Below are 22,303 nucleotides of genomic sequence, written 5' to 3' on the forward strand. Positions count from 1 at the left end.
TTCTTTGTAAATTTTTAAAGAAAAAAATCGTGCAAACAGTGAGTTGCACGATACTTATAATGCCTTAGTCTCTGCTTTAGGTCTCTTTTGTAGTTCTACAACTAGCGGATCTGCAGACATTTCTAATAGACTAGCTTGTTTGTTTTGCAATTCTAATCGCATTTTTTCCGTTTCTAATAGGAAATTGTCATATCTTAATTTTTCTAATTCAATTTCGTCCTTGATTACTTTAGATTTCATAGATTGCATTTTGCGTAAATGGGTTGTCCAAATTGCGGTTAAAGGGATTGAAAAAACCATCACTACAGCAACGAATCCAATAAAAAGTCCAAAAAAGTCTTCCATGTTATTTCCTCCTATTTCTTTTTCCCTAGTATATACGAAAAATAAAGAAAATAGTTTCCAATTAGTAAAGTAATTTCAAAAAAAGGAAAAGCTATTCTATTAGGTGTGTATCGACCATTAGAATAGCTTTTCAAGATTTTCTATTTATTTAGGTAGGCCCAAGCGTATTGAGCATAAAGCTCTGCTCCTGTTGCAAGTGCATCCTCATCGATATTAAAGTTTCCGTGGTGGTGGGCCCATTCTGTATCCTTTTCTGGATTTCCACTTCCTACAAGGGCAAAGCTTCCAGGTGCCTTAGTTAAAAATGCTGAGAAATCCTCTCCGCCCATAGTAGGCTTTTCGTTATAGACTGAATCAGGGCCAAATGCTTCAGCCGCAACCTGTTGAACAAGTTTTGCGCTTTCTTCCTCGTTATCTACCGCATCAGTTCCACGTGTGTATTCTACCTCTGCTGTCGCTCCGTAAATAGCCGCCACGTTTTCAGCATACTGGGTAAGGGATTTTTCAATAAAATCACGAGTTTCGGGATGGAAGGTACGAACAGTTCCCTCAATCTCTGCATTTTCTGCAATTACATTGAACCTCGTACCAACCACCATCTTTCCAATTGTTAGTACTGCCGGGCTTTGCGGGTCGATTGTCCGCGATACGACTGTCTGAACATTCATCACAAAGGAAGAAGCTACAAGAGCAGCATCAATACATGCCTCAGGTATCGCCCCATGTCCACCGCGTCCTTTAAATTTAACTGTGAAAAGATCTGCTGCTGCAAACGAAGGGCCAGGTGTGCAGGATACTTTGTTCGTCGGCATTTGTGACCAGATATGTATACCGAAAACATTGTCCACGCCTTCCATAGCACCCTGTGCTACCATAGCTTTAGCACCCTGAGCGACCTCTTCGGCAGGTTGAAAAAATAACCGAACATTTCCTGGCAGCTGATCCTTCACCTCTGATAAAGCCTTGGCAGCGATTAATAGCATGGACGTATGAGCATCGTGTCCACAAGCATGCATTTTTCCATCTGTCTTAGAAGCGTAAGGGACATCATTTAGCTGCTGGATGGATAATGCATCCATGTCACCTCGAAGAGCCACTGTCTTTCCAGCGGGATTTCCTTTAATCTCTGCTATAACACCAGTCGGATTGGTTTTTCGATAGGAGATTCCTAGTTTTTCTAAATAATCACAAATAAATTCCGTCGTTTTAAACTCTTCAAAAGACAATTCAGGCTCACTATGCAATGTTCTGCGTAATTGGACTAGTTCCTCACTATTGTTTTTTATAGATTCTTTAATTTGATTGTTTATCATGCTGTCCCTCCGTTAGTCGTAATGCTGTTTCATATAAAATAGTTGCCCCTTTAGCAAGATCGTTTACATCGGACCATTCCTCTTGGCAATGGCTTAATCCATCTCTGCTAGGGATGAAAATCATTCCACAAGCTGTGTAATCGGAGAAAATCATAGCATCATGTCCTGCACCACTGTTGATATGACAATAGGGAATGTCTAGTTTCTCGCAGGTTTCAGTTAAAATAGTACCAATATTTTTGTCCATCATTTTTGGAGTAGTATAAAGCAACTGCTCTATAGTAGTTCGTATGGTTGGGGTGGTCTTAGATTCAATCAGTTGCCTCACTTTACTAATCGAGTACTGAACATTTTTTTCATCTCCAGAACGAATGTCTACTGAAAAAATCACTTTGTTTGGAATCACATTGGAACCGTTAGGGAAAACTTCTAGCTGACCTGTTGTAATAACTGTTCCATGTCCAATTTCCTCAGCTAGCTTTGGAAATGTTGATATTATTTCGGCTGCTATTACTAATGCATCTGCCCTTCTGTCCATAGGGGTAGTACCTGCATGGCCGGCCATGCCTTGGACAGTGACTTCTAGCTGGGTCAGCCCCACGACTGCATCAACTACTCCAATGGATATATTTTTTTCCTCCAGAATAGGGCCTTGCTCAATATGTAGTTCCAAGAAGGCTTTAATTGATTTTGGGTCACGGTATTTTTCCTTTGTACAATCCAAGCCAATACTAGTCATAGCTTCTTTTATAGAAATACCGTCTTTATCAACGAGGGCTTGAAAATCTTCCTCTGACAATAATCCCATCATTCCCCTCGAGCCCATTAATCCTCCACCATAGCGAGTTCCTTCCTCCTCAACCATGGCAATAATCTCAAGCGAGTTAACTGGTTGGATTTGCTGTTCCTGATAAAGAGCTGCGACCTCTAATCCTACTATTACACCAGCAGCTCCGTCATAAGCCCCTCCGTTTGGCACGGAGTCGAAATGAGAGCCAACTAAAACAGAGGGGGCTTCAGGGTTAGAGCCTACTAATTTACCAAATATGTTACCTAAGCCATCCTCCGATACAGAGAGGTTATATTCTTTCATTTTATCTTTAATATAGTTTCTAGCATCTAAGTCATCCTTTGAATATGTAAGTCTAGTCAATCCAGCTCCAGGAGTTGCTGTATACTCACTTAATAGGTTAATATGCTGTTCAATTCTTTGCTGATTGGCTATCATTCTATCACTCCTTATAAAAATCCTACGAAAATACCAGCTAGAATAACAGATACAACAGTTACACTGATGAATCCTCCTACTAGCATTGGAGGAAGCATGTGACTAGTTAAAACTTCCCTTTCCTTCTCGTCCTCTGTTAAAGCCTTTATAACTTCATTTGTAATGATGTAATCAGCAGGGAAACCGTATAAAGCAGTTAAAGAAACAGCAAATGCCATGTTTTTGCTTACCTTTAAAATTTTCCCGATGATAAAGGAGAATATGTACATTCCAATTACACCTAGAACGATTGTCCCCACCAAAGGATAAAGAATTTCCATGATCATGGAAGGTGTAGCATTTTTTAAAGCATCGAAAACAAATAGCATTAAAACAAGAATACAAATACCAAAGCTATTTGCCTTTTGAAGTACGTTACGTTCTAAGAATCCGACACTTCCAGCAATAATGCCAAATAATAAGCAGAGAACAAAGGGACTAATTTCTACAATAGGATTTAAAAGAGTAGAAACTCCATATGCAAGGAACCCGACAAACGCTAATCTAAATAGCTTGAAGTAATCTGAATTGTATTTGGTAGGTAAATTTTTAAACATTTTAAGTTCTTCTTTTGAATCCTCAGTTGAATTTTCTAGTTGCCCAGCAATTGTTAATTTTCCTTGACGGAACTTGTTAAGTAGATCCTTTCCTTCTTTTTTGAGAACAATTGAGGTGAGGGGATACCCTGCAAATCCCTGCATAACGTAGATAACGATTGCAAATACAGACAAAGTTGTAAGTCCTGCATTTGCCGCACCTTCTGACATGATTAATGCAGATACAACGCCACCAACTAATGGAGGGATAGCTACCACAACAGTTTCAAAATCAAACAATAGAATTCCAATCGTGAATAGAGCGACAATTATACCTAAAATACCAGCTAATGATATTAAAATAGTTTTCCATTGTTCCTTTAGCTGTTGAAGAGAAAGAAGTGTTCCCATATTAGTGATTAGCAGGTAAATCATCATAGTTGCAACTACAGGTGGTACTCCTGCTATAGATACGATTTCCTTAGGGAAAAAGGTCCAATAGCCAATGATGAAAAGGACGGCTGAAACAAAAACAGAGGGGATCCAGGCCTTTGTTCGAGTGGAGACCAATTCTCCAATAAATAAAATAGCAATAACTATAACTAAAGCAAGCATTTGCGGCATAATTTTCCGTCCTTTCTGACAATAAAGAATAATCAATACATTAACATAAAACTTTATCGGAATAAAGTATATAATATATTTCAGAATAATTAATTTATTAATAAAATTATGTAAGTGTTTTCATTGAGAAATATAAAAAAAGGCATTTCCATTTCTTATGGAATGCCCTTTTTTCATAAATTTTTTTATTCAGCAGGATTCAGTTCTAACTCTACTGTAATTTTAATATCTTCTCCAACTAATACGCCGCCTGTTTCAAGTGCTTGGTTCCAAACTAAGCCAAAGTCTTTGCGGTTTATCTTAGTCTCTGCCGAGAAAGCAACTACTTCTTGCCCCCAAGGATTTTTGCCTTTACCACCATACTCAACCTCGAATGTAACTGGCTTAGTTACGTCTTTAATCGTAATGTCACCTGTTACATCGTATTCGCCTACGTCAGTAGTTTTAATATCTGTTGCTACAAATTTAATATTTGGATACTTTTCAGCATCGAAGAAATCTTCTGATCGTAAATGATTATCACGATCCTCATGATTAGTATTAATGGAATTAACGTCAATATTAAAATTAATTTCTGCACCTGTTAAGTCTTCAGCAGTTCCTTCTAAATCAGCAGTGAAGTTAGTAAAGCTTCCTTTTACCTTAGAAACCATCATGTGTTTTACAGAAAAATCGATACTAGAATGTGCTGCGTCCAAGTTAAATTTTGTCATTTTCATTTCCTCCTATAAATCTATTTTTATGGCTCCATCATTTTAAAAGATGGATGTGGACTCAAATATTTTATATTTGAGAGTCGTGAGCAACTTGCTGCAAGTTACTTTATGTAAGTAACTATAATTTAATAATATGATTACGTCAAGTAATTTAATTACTTTGGTTTTACAAAAAATATGAAAAGGCGTATAATGCGTAGTGATAGAGGTGAATTATATGAAAGAATTATCATTGTGTCCGCGACTTTCCAAGGCTATGGAGTTGTTAGGTAAAAGATGGACAACTTTAATTATTTATCAATTATTAGATGGCTCTAAAAGATTTAATGAAATAGAGTCTTCTCTTCCTATTAGTGGACGTTTGTTGTCTGAACGATTAAAAGAGCTTGAGAGAGAAGGTATTGTTCAGAGAACTCTTTTTTCTGAGGTGCCAGTTCGAGTAGAATATAACCTAACTGACAAAGGAATGGCCCTTAAAAATGTTATAACTGGGATTGAAAATTGGTCCAAGGATTGGTTATAATAATAAACTTGAAAATTTATATAGGAAAACGCATACTATGTAAGGTGACAGGTTAAAGAAGAAAGGATTGTCTTTTTTGAACAAACAAGTATGGTACCAAGACTTAATTACAAAGCTAGACCCAAATAATGTAAAAATAGATGAATCACTTCATGTACACACGATGACACGTATGGGTGGCATGGCTGACTTATTTGTTACACCTGAAAATGAGGATGAAGCAGCTTTCATAGTTGATTACACTCATAAAAATAAAATTCCTCTGTTATTGTTAGGCAATGGTTCTAATATGGTTGTAAGAGATGGGGGAGTACGTGGCATTGTTCTTTCCTTAGAAAAGCTGAATAAAATCATTATTGAAGCTAATCATGTATATGCTGAAAGTGGTGCTGCTATTATTGATGTTTCTAAAGCAGCTGCGAAGGAATCATTAGCAGGATTAGAATTTGCGTGCGGTATTCCGGGAACAGTTGGTGGAGCAATGGCTATGAATGCTGGAGCTTATGGCGGAGAAATCAAGGATATAATCTTGCAATGTACCGTTCTTACACCTAGTGGAGAAAAACTTATTCTTTCAAAAGATGAGCTGGAGTTAGAGTATCGTAAAAGCATCATTACGAAAGAGGGCTACTATGTGTTATCGGCGGAATTTGAGCTGAAACAAGGAAATCCAGAGGAAGTAAATGCAAAAATCGCTGATTTAACCTTTCAACGCGAATCTAAACAACCATTAGAGTATCCTTCTGCAGGAAGTGTCTTCAAACGACCACCAGGATATTTTGCAGGTAAGCTAATTCAAGATAGCGGGATGCAGGGTAAAGGGTTTGGTGGAGCAGAAGTATCTACCAAGCATGCAGGTTTTATCGTCAACAAAAACAATGCAACAGCAACAGATTATATTAATACAATCGAAATGGTTCAAAAAGCGGTGCGTGACAACTTCGGGGTGGAACTAGAACTAGAAGTTAAAATCGTTGGTGAGAACAGTAAATAATATAAAACAGGTTCTATGAATATACATAATTCATAGAACCTGTTTTATTTTCATTTAGAGACTTACATTAGATTATTTTATAAGAAATTGAACGGATGAGCAGGGGTTAAATGCATTTCGTCGAATTATGTCATAGATAGATAAAGGGGGTAATTATTTGAAAAAGGGTTGGAAGGTAGCTTTCTGGATAATTGGGATTCTAGTAGCTATTGTAATTGTGGGGGTGGTTGGTTTAAATGTTTTTTTGTCTAACACTAAACCTATTATTCGTGGTGAGCTGGCTGTAGATGTGTTGGATGAAGAAGTGAAGGTAACAAGGGATCAGGATGGGGTTCCTCATCTTAAAGCGCAGAGCGATGCAGACCTTTATCGTGCTCAAGGATTTGTTCAGGCGCAAGATCGTTTGTTTCAAATGGATTTAGCTAGACGACAGGCAAGTGGTCAGCTTGCTGAGGTAGTGGGCAAAGGCGCGTTGGATACAGATAAATTCTTTTTGACTTTTAGCCTACGAGATGCAGCAGAAAAATCCTATGCAGGCTATAGTGATGAGGCAAAGCAAGTGCTGGATTGGTATTCAGAAGGAGTAAATGAATTCATTGATTATGCGATAAAAGAGGGCAAGCTTAGTTATGAATTTAAATTACTAGGCTATGAGCCGAGAGAATGGTCTCCGGTTGATTCCTTAACAATTGGAAAGTTTATGGCTTATGACTTAGGTGGTAACTGGTCAAGCTTAGCAATCAGGCATTGGGCAATCAATGAGTTCGAGCAAGAGAAAGCAGAAGAGCTTTTTATAACTTATCCTGAGGATTCACCATCTATTATTGAAGCAAATCTGAAGAACCCAGTTACTGTTAGTGGCCGTTTTGATACTACTGTACTGCCGAATGAATTTAATGGCAGTAATAACTGGGTAGTAAGTGGTGAGAAAACTGCTAGCGGAATGCCGCTATTAGCGGATGACCCACATTTAGGGCTTAGCACACCATCCATATGGTACCAAATGCATTTAGAATCACCAGACCAAAATGTGAGCGGAGTAATTTTTGCAGGAATCCCTGGTATTATATTGGGCCATAACGAAGAGGTTGCATGGGGAGTTACGAATGTAGGGCCAGATGTACAGGACTTATATATAGAAACACCGAACCCTGACAATCGTACGGAATTTATGTATGAAGGTAAATGGGAGAAAGCAGATATACGGAAAACGAACATAAAAGTAAAGGGAGAAGAGGATGTGCCATTTGAGGTTGTAGTGACTCGGCATGGGCCAATCATCTCTGATGTGCTGTTCAAAGAGGAGGAAGCATCAGGTCTATTCTCTATGCAGTGGACAGCGCTAGAGCCTACTTTAGAATTACAGGCAATATTGAAGATGAATAAGTCATCTAATTGGGATGAGTTTGAGAATGCACTAGAAGATTTTCATGCCCCTGCACAAAACTTTGTATTTGCAGCGAAGGACGGAACAATTGCTTATAAAGCAAATGGTAGAATTCCATTACGTAAAACAGGGGATGGACAGCTACCGGTTCCAGGAGATTCAAATGAATTCGGATGGACTGGATATGTGCCTTACAATGAGTTACCCTCGGTTGTAAACCCGGAGAAAGGTTTTATCGCAACAGCGAATAATGAGGTAGTAAATGACTCTTATCCATATCATATAACTGATTTTTGGGCTCAATCCTATCGCTACGAAAGAATTGCCGAAGTGCTTGAGGGCAAGGATGACCTTACTAAAGAAGATATGATGGACCTTCAGATGGACCAAGAAAACTTATATGCAAGGGAATTTTTAGCTTCGATGGTAGAGTCGGTGGAAAAACAAGATAGCAATGAGCAATACAAGGATGTATTAGTCATATTAAAGAATTGGGACCAAGTGGACGATAAAGATCAGTCTGCCCCATTAGTTTTCCACAAATGGATGAAACAGCTTCCAAAAACTTTATTTGAGGGGCAAATGCCCGAGGACGTCTATGCTATGTTACCGGGCAAGGGTAATATTTCTGATCAATTATTAAGAAAGGGTTATCAAAACGAAGCCAGTGCTTGGTTAGAAGAGTATGGTGGAATTGATAAATGGGTCTACGATTCATTTGTGATTGCTGTTAAAGAGATAGAAGAGGATTTTGGTGAAAATGAAGACAAATGGAGATGGGGAGATTTCCACCAATTAACCTTCGATCACCCAATCTCAAGTGCCTCTCCAATACTTGCCTATTTCTTAAATCCTAAGCCGGTGCCTATTGGAGGGTCTAATATTACCGTTCAAGCTGCAGGCTATGGTGAAGATGGTAGTGTAGATCACGGTGCCTCTTGGAGGTTTGTTGCCGATTTGTCTGACCTTTCAGAGGCGTACCATATTGTAGGCCCGGGCCAAGTTGGTCATGTTAAATCTGATTGGTATCACAGCCAGGTAAGAGACTGGGCAGATGGTAATTATCACACCACGGTAATTGATGGAGATATAGATGAAGGTTTTGAATTGATATTAAAAGCTAATTAGAAGATTGAAAGACAGCTAGGGAACCGAGAATTTTTCTCTCGGTTCCTTTTTTAGTGAAAAATATTCAGAGCACTTGCATTTATATGAAACATACCATCCAGACACAACCTATGATTGTAGCGGCAGGCGACGACTCCGGCGGGATTAGGGAGACAGCTAAGACATCACAAACGGAGCGAATGCGACGGTGATGGCTTAACGCTCCCCCCGAGGAAAGCGTTCGTCTAAAGCGGAAATCAGCCATCTATAAGTGTGCTTTATATAAAATATACTTTCTTCCCGATTTGTTAGATTACATTAAAATTTGTATTTGAATATAGTTGCTTTTCGAATTATCTGAACATATAATGAGGGTAATAATCAAACGACCATTTGAATGAGGTGTCCATATGCAATCAAAGGATATATGTGATGTAACAAAAGTAAATGAAAAAATAGTAGGAGAGGTGAAGCAACAGCTTCCGGATTTAACAAAGGTTGTAACTCTCTTTAAAGCATTAGCTGACGAAACAAGGCTTAAGATTGCATACGCATTAACAATTGAAGAAGAACTATGTGTATGTGATGTGAGTGAAATAATTGGATCATCAGTGGCAACAGCTTCCCATCATCTTCGTTTTCTCAGAGATCTATCTCTAGCAAAATCTCGTCGCAAGGGAAAATTAGTTTATTATTCTTTAGCTGATCATCACGTGAATGAATTAGTTAAGATTGCATATGAGCATTCGGATGAAGAGGAGCTGGGTTCAAATGAACAACTTAGATAAAAAAGAGTACCGCTTAGAAAACCTATCATGCGCCAACTGTGCTATGAAATTCGAAAAAAATATTAAGAGTCTTCCAACTGTGCAGGAAGCGACTGTTAACTTTGGAGCTTCTAAAGTTTCTATCATAGGAGATGTATCCGTTGGTGACATAGAAAAAGCAGGTGCATTTGATGGAATTAAAGTCGTGCCCGTTAAGCAAAGAAAAATAGAAAAGACTCCTTTTTTTAAACGGCATGAAAACGTTGTGACAATGATTTCATTTGTTTTTCTAATAGGAGGAATCATTGCTTCCTTTGTTTATGAGGAGTCTCATCCAGCAGCTCTCTCCTTATTTGTTTTATCTATCTTAATTGGTGGATTTGAGTTGTTTAAGGGTGGTCTTATTAACCTTTCTCGCTTCTATTTCGATATGAAGACACTTATGACGATTGCTATTATAGGTGCGGCTATAATTGGGGAATGGAGAGAAGGAGCAGTTGTAGTATTCTTGTTTGCAGTGAGTGAGGCATTAGAGGCATACTCCATGAACAAGGCTAGACAATCTATTAGTGAATTGATGGACATTGCCCCGCCTACAGCAACCGTAAGACGTAGCAATGAGTTAATTGAATTAGATACGGAGTTTATTCAAATTGGAGACGTACTTGTCGTGAAGCCGGGACAAAAAATTGCAATGGACGGCATTGTTTTAAAAGGAAGCTCGACAGTTAACCAAGCATCCATTACTGGAGAATCTGTACCCGTAGTCAAAAAGAAAGGCGAGGAGGTTTTCGCCGGGACGCTAAACGAAGAGGGCTCCCTGGAAATACAAGTGACCAAGCGTGTAGAGGATACTACAATTGCTAAAATCATTCATTTAGTGGAAGAGGCACAGGCAGAAAAAGCTCCTTCTCAACGTTTTGTAGACAAGTTTGCGAAGTATTACACACCAGCCATTATTGGTATTGCTTTTTTAGTAGCAATTATACCGCCACTTTTAGGTGCAGACTGGCAGACTTGGATTTACCAGGGGCTAGCTGTTTTAGTTGTAGGATGTCCTTGTGCTTTGGTCGTATCTACTCCAGTTGCTATCGTGACAGCTATTGGAAACGCAGCAAAGCAGGGAGTTTTGATAAAGGGTGGTATTCATTTGGAGGAGATTGGTCGTATCGGGGCAATTGCATTTGATAAAACCGGCACTCTTACAAAAGGCTATCCAGAAGTAACCTATGTAGAGGCAGCTTCTGAGAAAGATTTTATACGAAATATAATGTCTATAGAGGCCTATTCACAGCACCCGCTTGCTCAAGCTATTGTTCAGTATGGGGCTAAGGAGCATATTCATCCGATAGAAGTAGAAGAGTTTCAATCAATAACTGGAAAAGGTGCCGAAGCAGTTATTAATGGTATAAAATGGTCTGTAGGGAGCGTTACCTGGATAAAAACCATTAGTTCTATTTCAGAGGAGGTTCTGCAAGCAGTTGAAAAGCTACAAACGGAAGGAAATACAGTAATTCTTGCAACAGAAGAAGGGAATTATAGAGGCTTTATTGCCATTGCAGATCCAATACGATCCAATAGCAAAAAAGTGTTACAAAGCTTAAAAAATAATGGGATTAAGCATACTGTTATGCTAACGGGTGATGACCCAAAAACAGCTAATGCCATTGCTAGTAGATTGGGAATGACTGATGTAAATGCATGTCTAATGCCAGAGCAAAAGCTAACTGCCATTCAAAGCTTAAAAGAAAAATACGGAGCAGTGGCCATGGTAGGAGATGGTGTCAATGATTCTCCGGCCTTAGCTGCAGCAAATGTCGGAATAGCTATGGGTGGGGCTGGTACAGATGCAGCTTTAGAGACTGCTGACATAGCTTTGATGGCTGACGACTTAGAAAAATTACCATATACAATACGTTTAAGCAGAAAAGCATTGCATATTATTAAAGAAAATATTATGTTTGCATTAGGGTTAAAGATTATTGCGCTACTTCTTATCATTCCGGGATGGTTAACATTATGGATTGCCATCTTTGCTGATATGGGTGCTACATTACTGGTAGTTCTAAATTCCTTACGGTTATTAACTACATTCAGTCAAGATAACAGCCCTTGGAAATAACACTTTCAACATATTGTTTGATAAATCCCTGTCCAGACTAAAGGACAGGGAGAGAATATTTAGAACAGAATATATTTATTCATTAGGTTCGGAGGGTTATCAATGAAGCTTACAGAATGGACAATGGAGGAGCAGGAGCAGCTGATCCATTTCATGACAACGAATACATGGCCATATCACGGAAATTCGCACCCTGTACGAGAGTTGATTGAAAAAACAATTGAAGAGGGCGGTTATCAATCAGATGAAGTGAAAACCTTCTGGGTTGAGAATGACGAAGATGAAAAAGTGGGCATTGTGAAGATTTATGATCTGCAGGATGATATTCCTCTTTTCGATTTGCGTATTGCAGACGAGGCTCGAGGTAGAGGGTATGGCCCACTTGCACTAAAAAAGATTACGGAATATGTTTTTAATCTACCGGAGGGTAAAATTCGCTTAGAAGGTCATACCCGCCAAGATAATTTTGCAATGCGAAAAACGTTTGAGCGTGCAGGCTTTGTCAAAGAGGCACAGCTCCGACAAGCATGGTTTTCTCCAAAAGAAAGTTCATACTACGATGCTGTTACATATGGAATGACGAGAGACGACTTTATGAAAGGTACCTCAACCCCGGTTAAGTGGGATGATGACTTTCATATAATTGAAAAAGTAAAAGAGGAATTAGTTTTTCCAGAGGAATTTTATACGGATCGATTAATCATCCGAGCTCCTAAAGTTGAGGATGCAGAAGCAGTGCAAAGAGCGGTAGTTGCTTCTCAAGATGCTTTAAAAGACTGGATGCCTTGGGCACAAGAAAAGGAATCTATTGAACAAAGAGTGCGAAATCTTCGTCAAGCAGTAGCAGATTTCATCACGCGAAAGGATCTACGACTTCATTTATTTTTAAAGGAAACAGGAGAATTCGTAGGATGTTCTGGACTCCATCGTATAGACTGGGATGTCCGAAAATTTGAAATTGGCTATTGGATTGATAGTAAATTTGAGGGTAAAGGCTTGATGACAGAGGCAGTCGAACGCATTACAACATTTGCCTTTGAGGAGCTAAAAGCTAATCGAGTTGAGATTCGCTGTGATAGTGAGAATGTCCGAAGTCGATCTGTTGCTGAAAGACTTGGCTATACACTAGAGGGGACTCTCCATCATGATTCTTTGTCTGCCGATGGTAAGAGATTAAGAGATACGTGTATTTATGCTAAAACCAAAAGTAAAGGGGTTGCCTAATGGCAACCCCTTTTGTCAGACAGCTCGTCTACCAGTGACAAGTTGAATAACGAAAATAATACCTGCAATAATTAATAGCGTGTGGATTAATCCTCCGCCAAAGTCAAGAAGTAGTCCTAACAACCATAGTACGATAAGAACTACTACAATACCCCATAAAATTTTACCCATTATTAGTCATCCTTTCTTCTTAAAATTGTTGATACGTGTTATTATTAGAAAGTTACCCCTATAACCTAAGGATTAAACATTTTTGATATTTTTGAATAATGAAAGAAGGATAGAATTGTTAACAAATGTAATGGAAGAAATCGTTCAAAGCCTTGTGAGAGTGCTGATGAGAGGAACAGAGTATCAAACTTTCTGTAAGTGTCCTCAATGTGAATTAGATATAATTGCCTTAAGCTTAAATACTCTTCCAACCCACTATGTTACAACCGAAAAAGGAAGAAAGGCTGTTTTTGAACGTATGAATACTTTAGAAAATTTAGAGTGGATTAATAAAAGAATCATCCATTCCATTCATGTCGTTGGAAAATATCCTCATAGATAGAAAAGGAGCCTTGTCATTCGATAAGGTTCTTTTATACTTTATTACTCGGAGAATTCTAAAAAAGAACTTTGAATTTATATCTACGCTTGCATGATGCTATTATCCAATTTTTGCTGCTATTATAATGTTCATAAAGTGAAACTATTGTAAAAGTTAGGGGAATACTAACATAAATTGAGATGGTAGGTCTGTTGTAGTAAAATATAAGAAGTGATGAAAGGAAGATAAATATGCCAACACCAAGCATGGAAGACCATATCGAACAAATTTATATACTAATCGAGCAGAAAGGCTATGCACGTGTGTCTGACATTGCAGAAGCATTATCTGTACTGCCATCTTCCGTAACCAAAATGGTGCAAAAATTGGATAAGGATGGCTTTTTAATATATGAAAAATATCGTGGGCTTACTTTAACGACTAAAGGAATGAAGCTAGGAAAGAAACTAGTGAAACGACACGAACTGTTAGAGGAATTTTTACGCCTTATAGGAGTGGAGGAAGAAAATATCTATGCTGATGTGGAAGGGATCGAACATCATCTTAGCTGGAACTCCATTGATCGAATTGCAGATTTGGTCTTACTCTTAGAAGATAATGCCTCTATACAGACACAACTTTTAGAGTTAAGAAAAGACTTAAGTGAGTAAGTATTTGTAGGAATGGAATAGAATAGAATGTCATGCAAAGTCTTGCTATATAGTTTTTGGCAGGAGTTGCTAGAAATACGTTGATATTCTTAAGGTTGACAATGCTATGACTAATCCACTGGATGAGACTAGGAAAATTGTGAAAAGAATCTCTCAGAAATTTTTTCCCAATGTATAAATACATATTATTAGATGAGTAAAACTTCTATTGTACATAGGTCACTTGGCGAAAATTTTAAGCAAGTATGCAAATAATTTGGGCATAATAATGGTAACTATGATTAAATAAATAAATTCTAAAGTACAGAATATCCGAGCAAGTGATTACTATAAGAAGGATATGCCTAGTTGTTTATATTGAGGATGAATCGGTTATAAGGGAAGTAGCAAAAGATTCAGAAGCACAATGAATCGAAAAGTATACTAATTGACGCCTAAAAAGTGCAAATATTTTTTGTTAGAACGAGTAGAAAGTGCACTAGATATACTAAAACAAAAGGTAACGACCAATTTCATATATGGTCAGAAGGAGAGCGGTAACTTTGACAGAATTAGCATCAGGAGAAATAGTAAAATTACAAGTGAAAATGAGGGAAGGATCGAAATGGATTCTTCAGCACAAGGATATGGAGATATCTTTAAATGCTTCCGAGGCTCCAGAAGAATTACAAGTCGACGATACACTAGAAGTATTTTTGTTCGTAGATAGAAGAGGTAATCTTTCTGCTACTACACAGCTCCCTACCATACAAAAGGGAACTTACGGATGGGCAAGAGTTATAAAAGTTTCAGATAAAGAAGGAGCCTTTGTAGACATTGGTACTTCTAAAGAAGTGCAAGTGAAAGCCGAGGATTTGCCAAAGATCAAAGAGTTGTGGCCAACTCAAGGGGACCATTTATATATGACACTTCGAACAGATCGTGAGGGTGAATTATTTGGCCGTCTTGCTACGGAGGATCGTGTAGAGGAATTATATATAGATGCGCCAACCACACTTTTAAACAAAAATTTACAAGCAAGACCATACAGACTACTTCCTGTAGGAACCTTCTTGCTTAGCGTTCCCGAAAATTATCGTATTTTCGTTCATGAATCAGAGCGAGTTGAGGAACCTAGATTAGGACAAGACTTAACCGTGCGTATTATTGATACGAAGGATGATGGGTCTCTCAATGGCTCTCTTCTCCCTAGAAAGCATGAACGTATGGGCGACGACGCCGAATCAATCTATCGCTATTTAAATGATGTCGGTGGGAAAATGCCATTCACAGACAAATCTACACCTGAGGAAATTCAAGAAATGTTTTCGATGAGTAAGGCTGCTTTCAAGCGTGCTTTAGGGAAGCTGATGAAAGAGAAAAAAATTAACCAACAGGACGGATGGACTGAGTTAAAGCAATAAGATTAGATAAAAAGGAGTAAGAAGCATCGATGACCATCGGAACTTTTTACTCCTTTTCACGTACTAATGATAGTACCAACCAATAGAAAGGGGTTTTAATGGAATGAAAAAAATGGTACAAGTGTACTTGGCATTTTTACTTGTCATTGGAGTACTAGTAAGTCCTATTGTAGCTTTAGCTGATACAAATGGAGAAGCTGAAACTGAAGTTGTAAATGAAAAGTTTGGGGCGCCTATTGTTGTTTATGGAGGTAACCTAACTGACGATCAAAAAAATAGTGTAAAAGAGAGTTTAAAAGTTACAGATAAATCAGATGTACAAGAAATTGTAGTTACAGGTAAGGACCTAGCAACCTATCTAAATGATGGAGACGCTTCGGCTAGAATGTTCTCTTCTGCTAAAATTACCCGAAAAGATGCTGGATCTGGTCTAATTATTAACATCGTAACTCCAGATAACATTACTGAAGTTACGGCAGATATGTATGCTAACGCTATGCTTACTGCTGGAATAGAAGACGCGGTAGTAGATATTGCAGCTCCTAAGCCTGTAACAGGACACTCCGCCCTGGTAGGTATTTATAAAGCATATGAGGTTACGGGAGGAGAACTAGACCCGGAACGTACAGATGTAGCAAACGATGAGCTATCTGTCGCAACTATCCTGTCTAAACAAGGTGGGGTAGATGAAGAAAAGGTAACAGAGCTCTTAACAGAAATTAAAAAGCAAATTGCTGAGCAAAACCCAGCATCCCGCGAGGAAGTTGAAAAAATTGTTTCAGAACAGCTATCTAAGCTTAAAATTGAACTTTCCGATAAGGATCGTCAACTACTGATTGATTTGATGGATCGAATTCGTCAACTAGATATAGATTTTAGTAAATGGTCTGATCAGTTAAATGATTTTAGTAAAACAATCGAAGATAAATTTAACCAAATAAAAGATAACGAAGGATTTTGGCAAAGTGTCAAAGATTTCTTTAACAATCTAATCGATTCCATTCGATCTATCTTTAGTTAAATGATAAATCTACCTGTAAATTACAGGTAGATTTTCTTTTGTTAATAGCGAGGATAAATTATTTGAAGTGGAGAAGATTATTTGATAAGATAAAATAAAATAATTTATCTCGAATTCGAGATAAATGAGTGGAGGAAAATCAAATGAAATTAGCAGGAATTCATCATGTATCCGCTATTACTGCAGATATAAATAAGAATCATGATTTCTTTACGAGAATATTGGGAATGCGATTAGTGAAAAAGAGTGTAAATCAGGATAGCCCATCCACATACCATCTATTTTATGCTGATGCAGAAGGTACTCCTGGTACAGACATGACCTACTTTGACATACCAATGGCTGGCAGAACATATCCTGGAGTGTCGAGTATTAGTAATACGGGTTTTAGAGTGAAGAGTGAAGAAGCTCTACAATTTTGGGAAAAAAGATTGCATGATTTTGGAGTTCCTCATGATAAGATAGTCGAAAGGTTTGGTAGAAAAACACTCTATTTTGAAGATTTTGAAGGGTCTAGAATGATGTTAGTTGTAGATGATGGTAAAGGTATTCCTTTTGGAAAGCCTTGGATAAAAGAAGAGATTTCTGCAGAAAATGCTATCGTTGGTTTAGGTCCTGTTACTTTAACGTTAAAGGATCCAAGTGCTACTGAACAGGTTTTAGAGCATATATTAGGCTTTGTTTTTATCGGCTCCTATCCTTCAGTTGTGACAAATGCTCCAGATATTAAGGTTTATTCAACTGGGGATGGAGGACCAGCTGGCGAAGTGCATATTGAAACTCGAAAAGACTTACCGAGGGAAAGACCTGGTAGAGGTAGTGTACATCATGTGGCTTTCCGTATTCCAAACATGGAGGATTATCCTAAATGGGAGGAAATGTTAAGAGCAAACGGATTTACAACGTCTGGTCTCGTCGATCGTCACTACTTCAAAGCTATTTATTTTAGAGAACCGAATGGAGTGTTGTTTGAGCTCTCCACTGACGAGCCGGGATTTGATACAGATGAGGATTTAGCAAAGCTTGGTGAAAAGTTAGCTCTACCACCATTTTTAGAGCCGAAGCGAAAAGAAATTGAAGCGAAGCTCCGTCCGTTGTCAATTAAATGATTGTTATGTTAAGATTCTAAAAAAGGAGTGTGTGTTAATGGATTTTCAATATAAAGAACTTGGCAATGATGTATTTGCCTATCAAGTAATAGTAGATGGGGAAAGACTTGGAGAAATTACATGGACATTACTAGGTGATGTAATGGTTATGGACCATACCTATGTTTCGAGTAAGCTAAGAGGCCAGGGGATTGCGAAAAAATTATTAGACAGCGCCGCTTCCTATGCAAGAGAAAATGAATTGAAAATGGAGCCAGTTTGCTCATATGTAGTAGATGCATTTGCTAAATCTAACGAATATGATGATATAAAGGCATAATAAAAGGCAATCCTCTTTAATATAAAGTGGATTGCCTTTTACGTTTTAAAGATTAAATAGAAGTAAACAGAACTAGAATTCCAGTTAATGCTGATGCACCTGCCAGTGTATATAAGAAGTCGGTTTGATTAAAGATAAGTTTCTTTTCCATGTAAATCTTCCTTTCTATTTTGGTCTTACTATTAAATTACCCTGTTATTAGTAGACTCAAACAGGTTTATAAAAAATATTGCAGGGAAATCAGAGATTGATGAAACCTTTTGGTTATGTTTTCGTAAAATAGCTATATCAATTAATAATAGGGGGTAAAAAAATGATTTCACGTACAGGAGAAGTTGTTTTAGGCGTAGTTGGAGCTGTTTTTAATGTAATAGCAATCATACTAGTTTCATTGATCGTCATTAATGGTAGTTCGGTAATGCAGGAGGAAGGGTTCACACAAGTCTTTGAAGAAGACATTTATAGCGATCCAACATTCACTGCTGAAGAAGCTGCTGCAGCTACGGAATTTATGGAAGTATTTGTAGACTTGTTTGGCGTTTTTGGCTGGGCGGCTGTTATAACGTTTGTTATTAGCTTAGTATTTAATATTTTAGGAATTGTATTCGTTTCGAAAAACAAAAAGCCAAAATTAGCAGGTATCATGTTTATTGTAGGGGGAGTTTTTGCAGGAATTATCTCATTAACATCCATCGTTTTATATGTTGCTGCAATTATGTGCTTCGTACGCAAAGCACCAGTTAAATTTGAAGAAGAATATTCAACTGAACATACTTATTAAAAAAACACCGGCCTAATAGGCCGGTGTTTTTAATGGATATAAATATTTTGCGGTAGATAGAGGATGACCCTCGAAATACTCATCAAATTCTTCTAGACATTCAAATCCATACCGTTCATAAAAAATACGAGCGCTTTCATTTTTGCTCTCTACATAAACAAATAATTGTTTTCCCACAGACATATGATTCAAACCTGCTTCTAACAGCTTCCTACCGTATCCCATTTTTTGGAACTCAGGAAGCACATAAATTGCGGTGAGCTCAGCATCACCATCTTCATCAACATAAGTGAAGTTAGCAAAGCCGATAGTTTCACCTTTATATTCCGCAACTAAAAAAATTGTTTTTTCTATTCGTTTGGCTAGCATCATAGGAGAGTAAGCTTTTTCCAAAAATATTTCCTGAACATTTTCTGGTATTATATCTTTATAAGTATCATTCCAACTGATCCTAGCGATCTGTTGAATAGTAGTAATATCTTTTAACGTAGTCGCCCTTATCATTTGAAATCACCTCTTCAGCTTTTTGTAATCATAACAAAATTTCTGTCAATCTTCTATAATTAAATAGAAAAATATTGAAAATAAACATTTTTACATAGGAGGCAAACATGTCCTGGGATTTGAAGAAATTTAGTGAATTAGATATTAATTATTTATATGAAATACTAAAGCTTCGTGTAGAAGTTTTTGTCGTCGAACAAAATTGTCCATATCCAGAGCTAGATAACTATGATCAGCATGCCCTTCATCTAAGTTATAAAGAGAACAATGAAATTATTGCTTATTGCCGTATTATCCCTGGTGGACATAAATATGAAGAATGCTCTATTGGAAGAGTTATTGTGAAGGAGCATGCTAGAGGAAGAGGCTTAGCTCGTATTCTTATGTTAGAAGCTATTGAGAAAGCAGAGAGGACTTGGAATGTTCCAAGCATTAGAATCTGTGCACAGAGTCATTTGCAAAAATTCTATTATTCAGTAGGATTTCATACTATCTCGAATGAGTTCGAGGAAGACGGTATACCACATGTGTATATGATGAGGTCTACAAATTAAAAAAGGGTTATATTGTATGTATTAGGGTATATATAGTTTATCAATAAGAATATTGGAGGTAATAGAGATGGCAAAAAATAAATCTCTTTTGTTAGCAGGGCTTGCAGCAGGGGCTTATGCTTACTTTAGGAAAAAGGAAAATCGTGATAAAGCAATGGAAGCATTTAATAATACGAAAAATAAAGTAAATTCCTTTATGGAAGCTCAAAAGCAGCAAGATACTAGTAATGAAAATACAGGTAACCCAAATCCATATCATGAAGAAGATAACAGAATGGTGGATGAGGGTGCGATGACAAGCGTTCAGTATTATAATGAGGAAGAACAAGTAAAAGATGATATAAAAACTACTCCCGACAATGATGCTAAAGCGGGAGAAAAATAAACTTTTCTAAAAAGGTGCCTTCGGGCACCTTTTTTATTTTACATATATAGATATTACTGTATAATTTCTAAAAAATACCTGTTAAGTTAGAGAGTAATAAGGGGAGCAGGTATTTCCATTATTTACTCAAATAAAACTAATCTCATTTCTATATCGTCTATATTATTGATTTAGCATTTTTTTAATACTTATGCAGTTTCAAGGTAGGATATTTAGGGTACGAAAAAGAGACGATTATATTCTAAAGGAGGATGCAAAAGTGAAAAAGGCCATGTTAATTTATAATCCTTCTTCCGGAAGAGAAGAAGCTAGTCAATTTAAGGATAGAGCAATAGAGGTTTTAACTAATTTAGGATATGAGGTTATGGAAAAGGAAACTCAGAAGCAAGATGATGCTACCCATTTCGCTAAATTAGCCTGTGAAAGAAAGATGGATTTTCTTTTGGCTATGGGCGGGGACGGGACTATTAGCGAGGTAGTGAACGGTCTCGCAGAACAAGAAAATCGACCATTGTTTTCTTTTGTTCCGCTTGGAACTGTAAATGATTTTGCTAGAGCTTTAGGTATTCCTCTTGAGCCAGATATAGCAATTGAAGCGTTAAAAATGACTAATACAGAACAAGTAGACGTAGGACGTATCGGGGATAAATATTTTGTGAACGTGGTAGCAATAGGAGATATTGCAAGTAAGGTTGCAGATACTCCGGTTGAGCAAAAAACCAGATATGGTTCTATGGCCTACTTAGTAGCAGGCGCAAAAGCCTTACTCTCCAATGAAGAAGTGGAAATGACTATAGAGCATGATCAGGGTACTTGGAAGGGTACTTCTATATTAGTTTTAGTTGCTCTAACCAATTCTGTAGGTGGATTCGAGGATCTGGTTAATTCTGCTAAAATTAATGATGGGAAGCTACATGTTTTTATTATTAAACAGGCAGGCTTTACTTCAATTGCGCGTATGGGTGCTAAAGTAATGCTAGGCACATTAGGTAAAGACGAAGGTGTAGAAACTTTTAAAACAGAAAGATTACACATTGACTCGAACCGAACGTTATTTTGCAATGTAGATGGTGATCAGGGAGACTGTACTCCTCTTGATATCCAGGTTCTTCCAAAGCATTTAAATATGCTTTTGCCTAAAAAAATCTAAATAAATGAAAAAGGCTAGTTTTTTACAATTAAATGTTATAAAATGATTCTACATCCCTATAAACATAAGGTTACTAAAGAACTATAAAACTGATTAGAAAGATGAGGTTCTTATGGATAATACAGAAAAAATATTCTTAGATTACTTCACAAAAGCCTATGCCAAGGAAATGGGTATTACTAATAGAGTTAAAGGTCTCGATCAATTTTTTGAATTAGAAAAAAAGTTATTCTTAGATATGTATTCTTTCGAGATTGAACGAGCAAAAACAGTGCTGAGAGAGATTATTGATTTAATTATAGCGACTAATAATAAACAAATGATTCAAAACGTAAAATACTACTACATACAATTATCAGCTGTCATGGCTAGAAAGTTGTATGAAAGCCAGGTTCCATTAGATAAAGTTATGGCGTTTAATAATGCGAGTGTGGAAATTATTGATACCAAAATGAGTGATGCACAATTTTTACAATGTGCCGATGAACTCGTTGAGTTCTTTGTAATGGTTATAACAGAAAGAAAGAAGCCTTCTTTTGGTCATCAAACGGTAAACAAGGTCATTCTCTATATTAATGACGAAATAGAAACAAACTTAACTGTAGAAGACATTGCAAAGCAATTTAATATTAGCACTAGCCATCTATCTAGAATTTTTAGAGAACATACTGGAGTAACATTAGTAGAATATTTAAATATTCGTAAAGTAGAAGAATGTCAATACTTTTTGCGCCATACAAACAAAGCTATCTCGGAAATTTCGAATTCTTTTCACTTTTGTAATCAAAGCTATTTTACTCGTATCTTTAAAAAGTATACAGGGCTTACTCCGAAACAATTTAGGGATCATCAGGAACACCCGAACTTTAAGTATAATTTTCCAAAGGAGCCCAAAACTTATTGATTTTTCATCTAAGTAATATTTGAAAAATAGCTTCATAGAGGGTAT

The 22,303-nt window shown here is 37.2% G+C and carries 24 protein-coding genes; 17 read left to right on the top strand and 7 right to left on the bottom strand.

Features of this window, described 5'->3' with window-relative positions; genetic code table 11:
* Nucleotides 1-54: 54 nt before the first annotated feature.
* The 5 genes from ACQKNZ_RS16380 to ACQKNZ_RS16400 all read right to left on the bottom strand — a co-directional run bounded on the left by ACQKNZ_RS16380 (nucleotide 55) and on the right by ACQKNZ_RS16400 (nucleotide 4,798).
* The gene (locus ACQKNZ_RS16380) at nucleotides 55-345 is read right to left on the bottom strand and encodes a hypothetical protein (protein ID WP_151112440.1); all 291 of its coding nucleotides are present in this window, start codon (nucleotides 343-345) and stop codon (nucleotides 55-57) included.
* A 140-nt stretch (nucleotides 346-485) separates the two neighbouring features.
* The gene (locus ACQKNZ_RS16385; RefSeq protein WP_427660732.1) at nucleotides 486-1,658 is read right to left on the bottom strand and encodes an amidohydrolase; all 1,173 of its coding nucleotides are present in this window, start codon (nucleotides 1,656-1,658) and stop codon (nucleotides 486-488) included.
* Complete coding sequence (locus ACQKNZ_RS16390; protein WP_427660734.1) at nucleotides 1,639-2,886, bottom strand: Zn-dependent hydrolase; 1,248 nt, start codon at nucleotides 2,884-2,886, stop codon at nucleotides 1,639-1,641. The genes ACQKNZ_RS16385 and ACQKNZ_RS16390 overlap by 20 nt, the downstream gene beginning before the upstream one ends.
* Before the next feature lie 11 nt (nucleotides 2,887-2,897).
* Nucleotides 2,898-4,085, bottom strand: a complete 1,188-nt coding sequence (locus ACQKNZ_RS16395; protein WP_151112445.1) for a hypothetical protein — start codon at nucleotides 4,083-4,085, stop codon at nucleotides 2,898-2,900.
* A 185-nt stretch (nucleotides 4,086-4,270) separates the two neighbouring features.
* Nucleotides 4,271-4,798, bottom strand: a complete 528-nt coding sequence (locus ACQKNZ_RS16400) for a YceI family protein (protein ID WP_151112447.1) — start codon at nucleotides 4,796-4,798, stop codon at nucleotides 4,271-4,273.
* A gap of 220 nt (nucleotides 4,799-5,018) precedes the next feature.
* On the opposite strand from ACQKNZ_RS16400, the gene ACQKNZ_RS16405 reads away from it, so the two are divergent.
* The 6 genes from ACQKNZ_RS16405 to ACQKNZ_RS16430 all read left to right on the top strand — a co-directional run bounded on the left by ACQKNZ_RS16405 (nucleotide 5,019) and on the right by ACQKNZ_RS16430 (nucleotide 12,925).
* The gene (locus ACQKNZ_RS16405) at nucleotides 5,019-5,324 is read left to right on the top strand and encodes a winged helix-turn-helix transcriptional regulator (protein WP_144539527.1); all 306 of its coding nucleotides are present in this window, start codon (nucleotides 5,019-5,021) and stop codon (nucleotides 5,322-5,324) included.
* A gap of 76 nt (nucleotides 5,325-5,400) precedes the next feature.
* Nucleotides 5,401-6,318, top strand: coding sequence for a UDP-N-acetylmuramate dehydrogenase (gene murB / locus ACQKNZ_RS16410; RefSeq protein ID WP_151112449.1), 918 nt, complete (start codon nucleotides 5,401-5,403; stop codon nucleotides 6,316-6,318).
* A gap of 157 nt (nucleotides 6,319-6,475) precedes the next feature.
* Nucleotides 6,476-8,833, top strand: a complete 2,358-nt coding sequence (locus ACQKNZ_RS16415) for a penicillin acylase family protein (protein WP_427660738.1) — start codon at nucleotides 6,476-6,478, stop codon at nucleotides 8,831-8,833.
* Nucleotides 8,834-9,222: 389 nt separating this feature from the next.
* Nucleotides 9,223-9,600: a metalloregulator ArsR/SmtB family transcription factor gene (locus ACQKNZ_RS16420; protein WP_342577566.1), complete on the top strand. Its 378-nt coding sequence runs from the start codon at nucleotides 9,223-9,225 to the stop codon at nucleotides 9,598-9,600.
* On the top strand, nucleotides 9,584-11,701 hold the full coding sequence (locus ACQKNZ_RS16425) for a heavy metal translocating P-type ATPase (RefSeq protein ID WP_427660740.1): 2,118 nt from the start codon (nucleotides 9,584-9,586) through the stop codon (nucleotides 11,699-11,701). Before ACQKNZ_RS16420 ends, ACQKNZ_RS16425 begins: the two co-directional genes overlap by 17 nt.
* Before the next feature lie 102 nt (nucleotides 11,702-11,803).
* A complete protein-coding gene (locus ACQKNZ_RS16430) occupies nucleotides 11,804-12,925 on the top strand; it encodes a GNAT family N-acetyltransferase (RefSeq protein ID WP_151112457.1) in 1,122 nt (373 codons plus the stop codon).
* Nucleotides 12,926-12,940: 15 nt separating this feature from the next.
* Here ACQKNZ_RS16430 and ACQKNZ_RS16435 read toward each other — a convergent pair whose 3' ends face one another.
* On the bottom strand, nucleotides 12,941-13,096 hold the full coding sequence (locus ACQKNZ_RS16435; protein WP_144539539.1) for a lmo0937 family membrane protein: 156 nt from the start codon (nucleotides 13,094-13,096) through the stop codon (nucleotides 12,941-12,943).
* 115 nt (nucleotides 13,097-13,211) lie between these two features.
* On the opposite strand from ACQKNZ_RS16435, the gene ACQKNZ_RS16440 reads away from it, so the two are divergent.
* The 7 genes from ACQKNZ_RS16440 to ACQKNZ_RS16470 all read left to right on the top strand — a co-directional run bounded on the left by ACQKNZ_RS16440 (nucleotide 13,212) and on the right by ACQKNZ_RS16470 (nucleotide 18,761).
* Entirely contained in the window at nucleotides 13,212-13,478 is a 267-nt protein-coding gene (locus tag ACQKNZ_RS16440) for a late competence development ComFB family protein (RefSeq protein ID WP_313955903.1), read from the top strand.
* Nucleotides 13,479-13,708: 230 nt separating this feature from the next.
* The gene (mntR, locus tag ACQKNZ_RS16445; RefSeq protein WP_144539541.1) at nucleotides 13,709-14,128 is read left to right on the top strand and encodes a transcriptional regulator MntR; all 420 of its coding nucleotides are present in this window, start codon (nucleotides 13,709-13,711) and stop codon (nucleotides 14,126-14,128) included.
* Between the two features lie 542 nt (nucleotides 14,129-14,670).
* A complete protein-coding gene (locus tag ACQKNZ_RS16450; protein ID WP_151112459.1) occupies nucleotides 14,671-15,531 on the top strand; it encodes a CvfB family protein in 861 nt (286 codons plus the stop codon).
* Between the two features lie 103 nt (nucleotides 15,532-15,634).
* Nucleotides 15,635-16,552, top strand: a complete 918-nt coding sequence (locus ACQKNZ_RS16455) for a DUF1002 domain-containing protein (protein ID WP_154312198.1) — start codon at nucleotides 15,635-15,637, stop codon at nucleotides 16,550-16,552.
* Between the two features lie 143 nt (nucleotides 16,553-16,695).
* Nucleotides 16,696-17,661 (top strand): ring-cleaving dioxygenase, encoded by a 966-nt coding sequence (locus tag ACQKNZ_RS16460; protein WP_154312199.1) that lies wholly within the window; start codon nucleotides 16,696-16,698, stop codon nucleotides 17,659-17,661.
* Between the two features lie 37 nt (nucleotides 17,662-17,698).
* On the top strand, nucleotides 17,699-17,980 hold the full coding sequence (locus ACQKNZ_RS16465) for a GNAT family N-acetyltransferase (protein ID WP_154312200.1): 282 nt from the start codon (nucleotides 17,699-17,701) through the stop codon (nucleotides 17,978-17,980).
* A gap of 313 nt (nucleotides 17,981-18,293) precedes the next feature.
* A complete protein-coding gene (locus ACQKNZ_RS16470; RefSeq protein WP_427660746.1) occupies nucleotides 18,294-18,761 on the top strand; it encodes a DUF4064 domain-containing protein in 468 nt (155 codons plus the stop codon).
* A 12-nt stretch (nucleotides 18,762-18,773) separates the two neighbouring features.
* Here ACQKNZ_RS16470 and ACQKNZ_RS16475 read toward each other — a convergent pair whose 3' ends face one another.
* Nucleotides 18,774-19,265 carry a GNAT family N-acetyltransferase gene (locus ACQKNZ_RS16475; RefSeq protein ID WP_154312202.1) on the bottom strand — a complete coding sequence of 164 codons (492 nt, stop codon included), beginning with the start codon at nucleotides 19,263-19,265 and terminating at the stop codon, nucleotides 18,774-18,776.
* Nucleotides 19,266-19,372: 107 nt separating this feature from the next.
* Here ACQKNZ_RS16475 and ACQKNZ_RS16480 point away from each other — a divergent pair, with 107 nt between their 5' ends.
* The 4 genes from ACQKNZ_RS16480 to ACQKNZ_RS16495 all read left to right on the top strand — a co-directional run bounded on the left by ACQKNZ_RS16480 (nucleotide 19,373) and on the right by ACQKNZ_RS16495 (nucleotide 22,258).
* On the top strand, nucleotides 19,373-19,819 hold the full coding sequence (locus tag ACQKNZ_RS16480; protein WP_154312203.1) for a GNAT family N-acetyltransferase: 447 nt from the start codon (nucleotides 19,373-19,375) through the stop codon (nucleotides 19,817-19,819).
* Nucleotides 19,820-19,886: 67 nt separating this feature from the next.
* On the top strand, nucleotides 19,887-20,204 hold the full coding sequence (locus tag ACQKNZ_RS16485) for a hypothetical protein (RefSeq protein WP_151112466.1): 318 nt from the start codon (nucleotides 19,887-19,889) through the stop codon (nucleotides 20,202-20,204).
* A 259-nt stretch (nucleotides 20,205-20,463) separates the two neighbouring features.
* Entirely contained in the window at nucleotides 20,464-21,354 is an 891-nt protein-coding gene (locus ACQKNZ_RS16490; protein WP_151112468.1) for a diacylglycerol/lipid kinase family protein, read from the top strand.
* A 112-nt stretch (nucleotides 21,355-21,466) separates the two neighbouring features.
* Complete coding sequence (locus ACQKNZ_RS16495) at nucleotides 21,467-22,258, top strand: AraC family transcriptional regulator (RefSeq protein ID WP_144539557.1); 792 nt, start codon at nucleotides 21,467-21,469, stop codon at nucleotides 22,256-22,258.
* Nucleotides 22,259-22,303 lie beyond the last annotated feature (45 nt).

It is taken from the genome of Psychrobacillus sp. NPDC093200 (assembly GCF_050280345.1).
Lineage (GTDB): Bacteria > Bacillota > Bacilli > Bacillales_A > Planococcaceae > Psychrobacillus > Psychrobacillus faecigallinarum.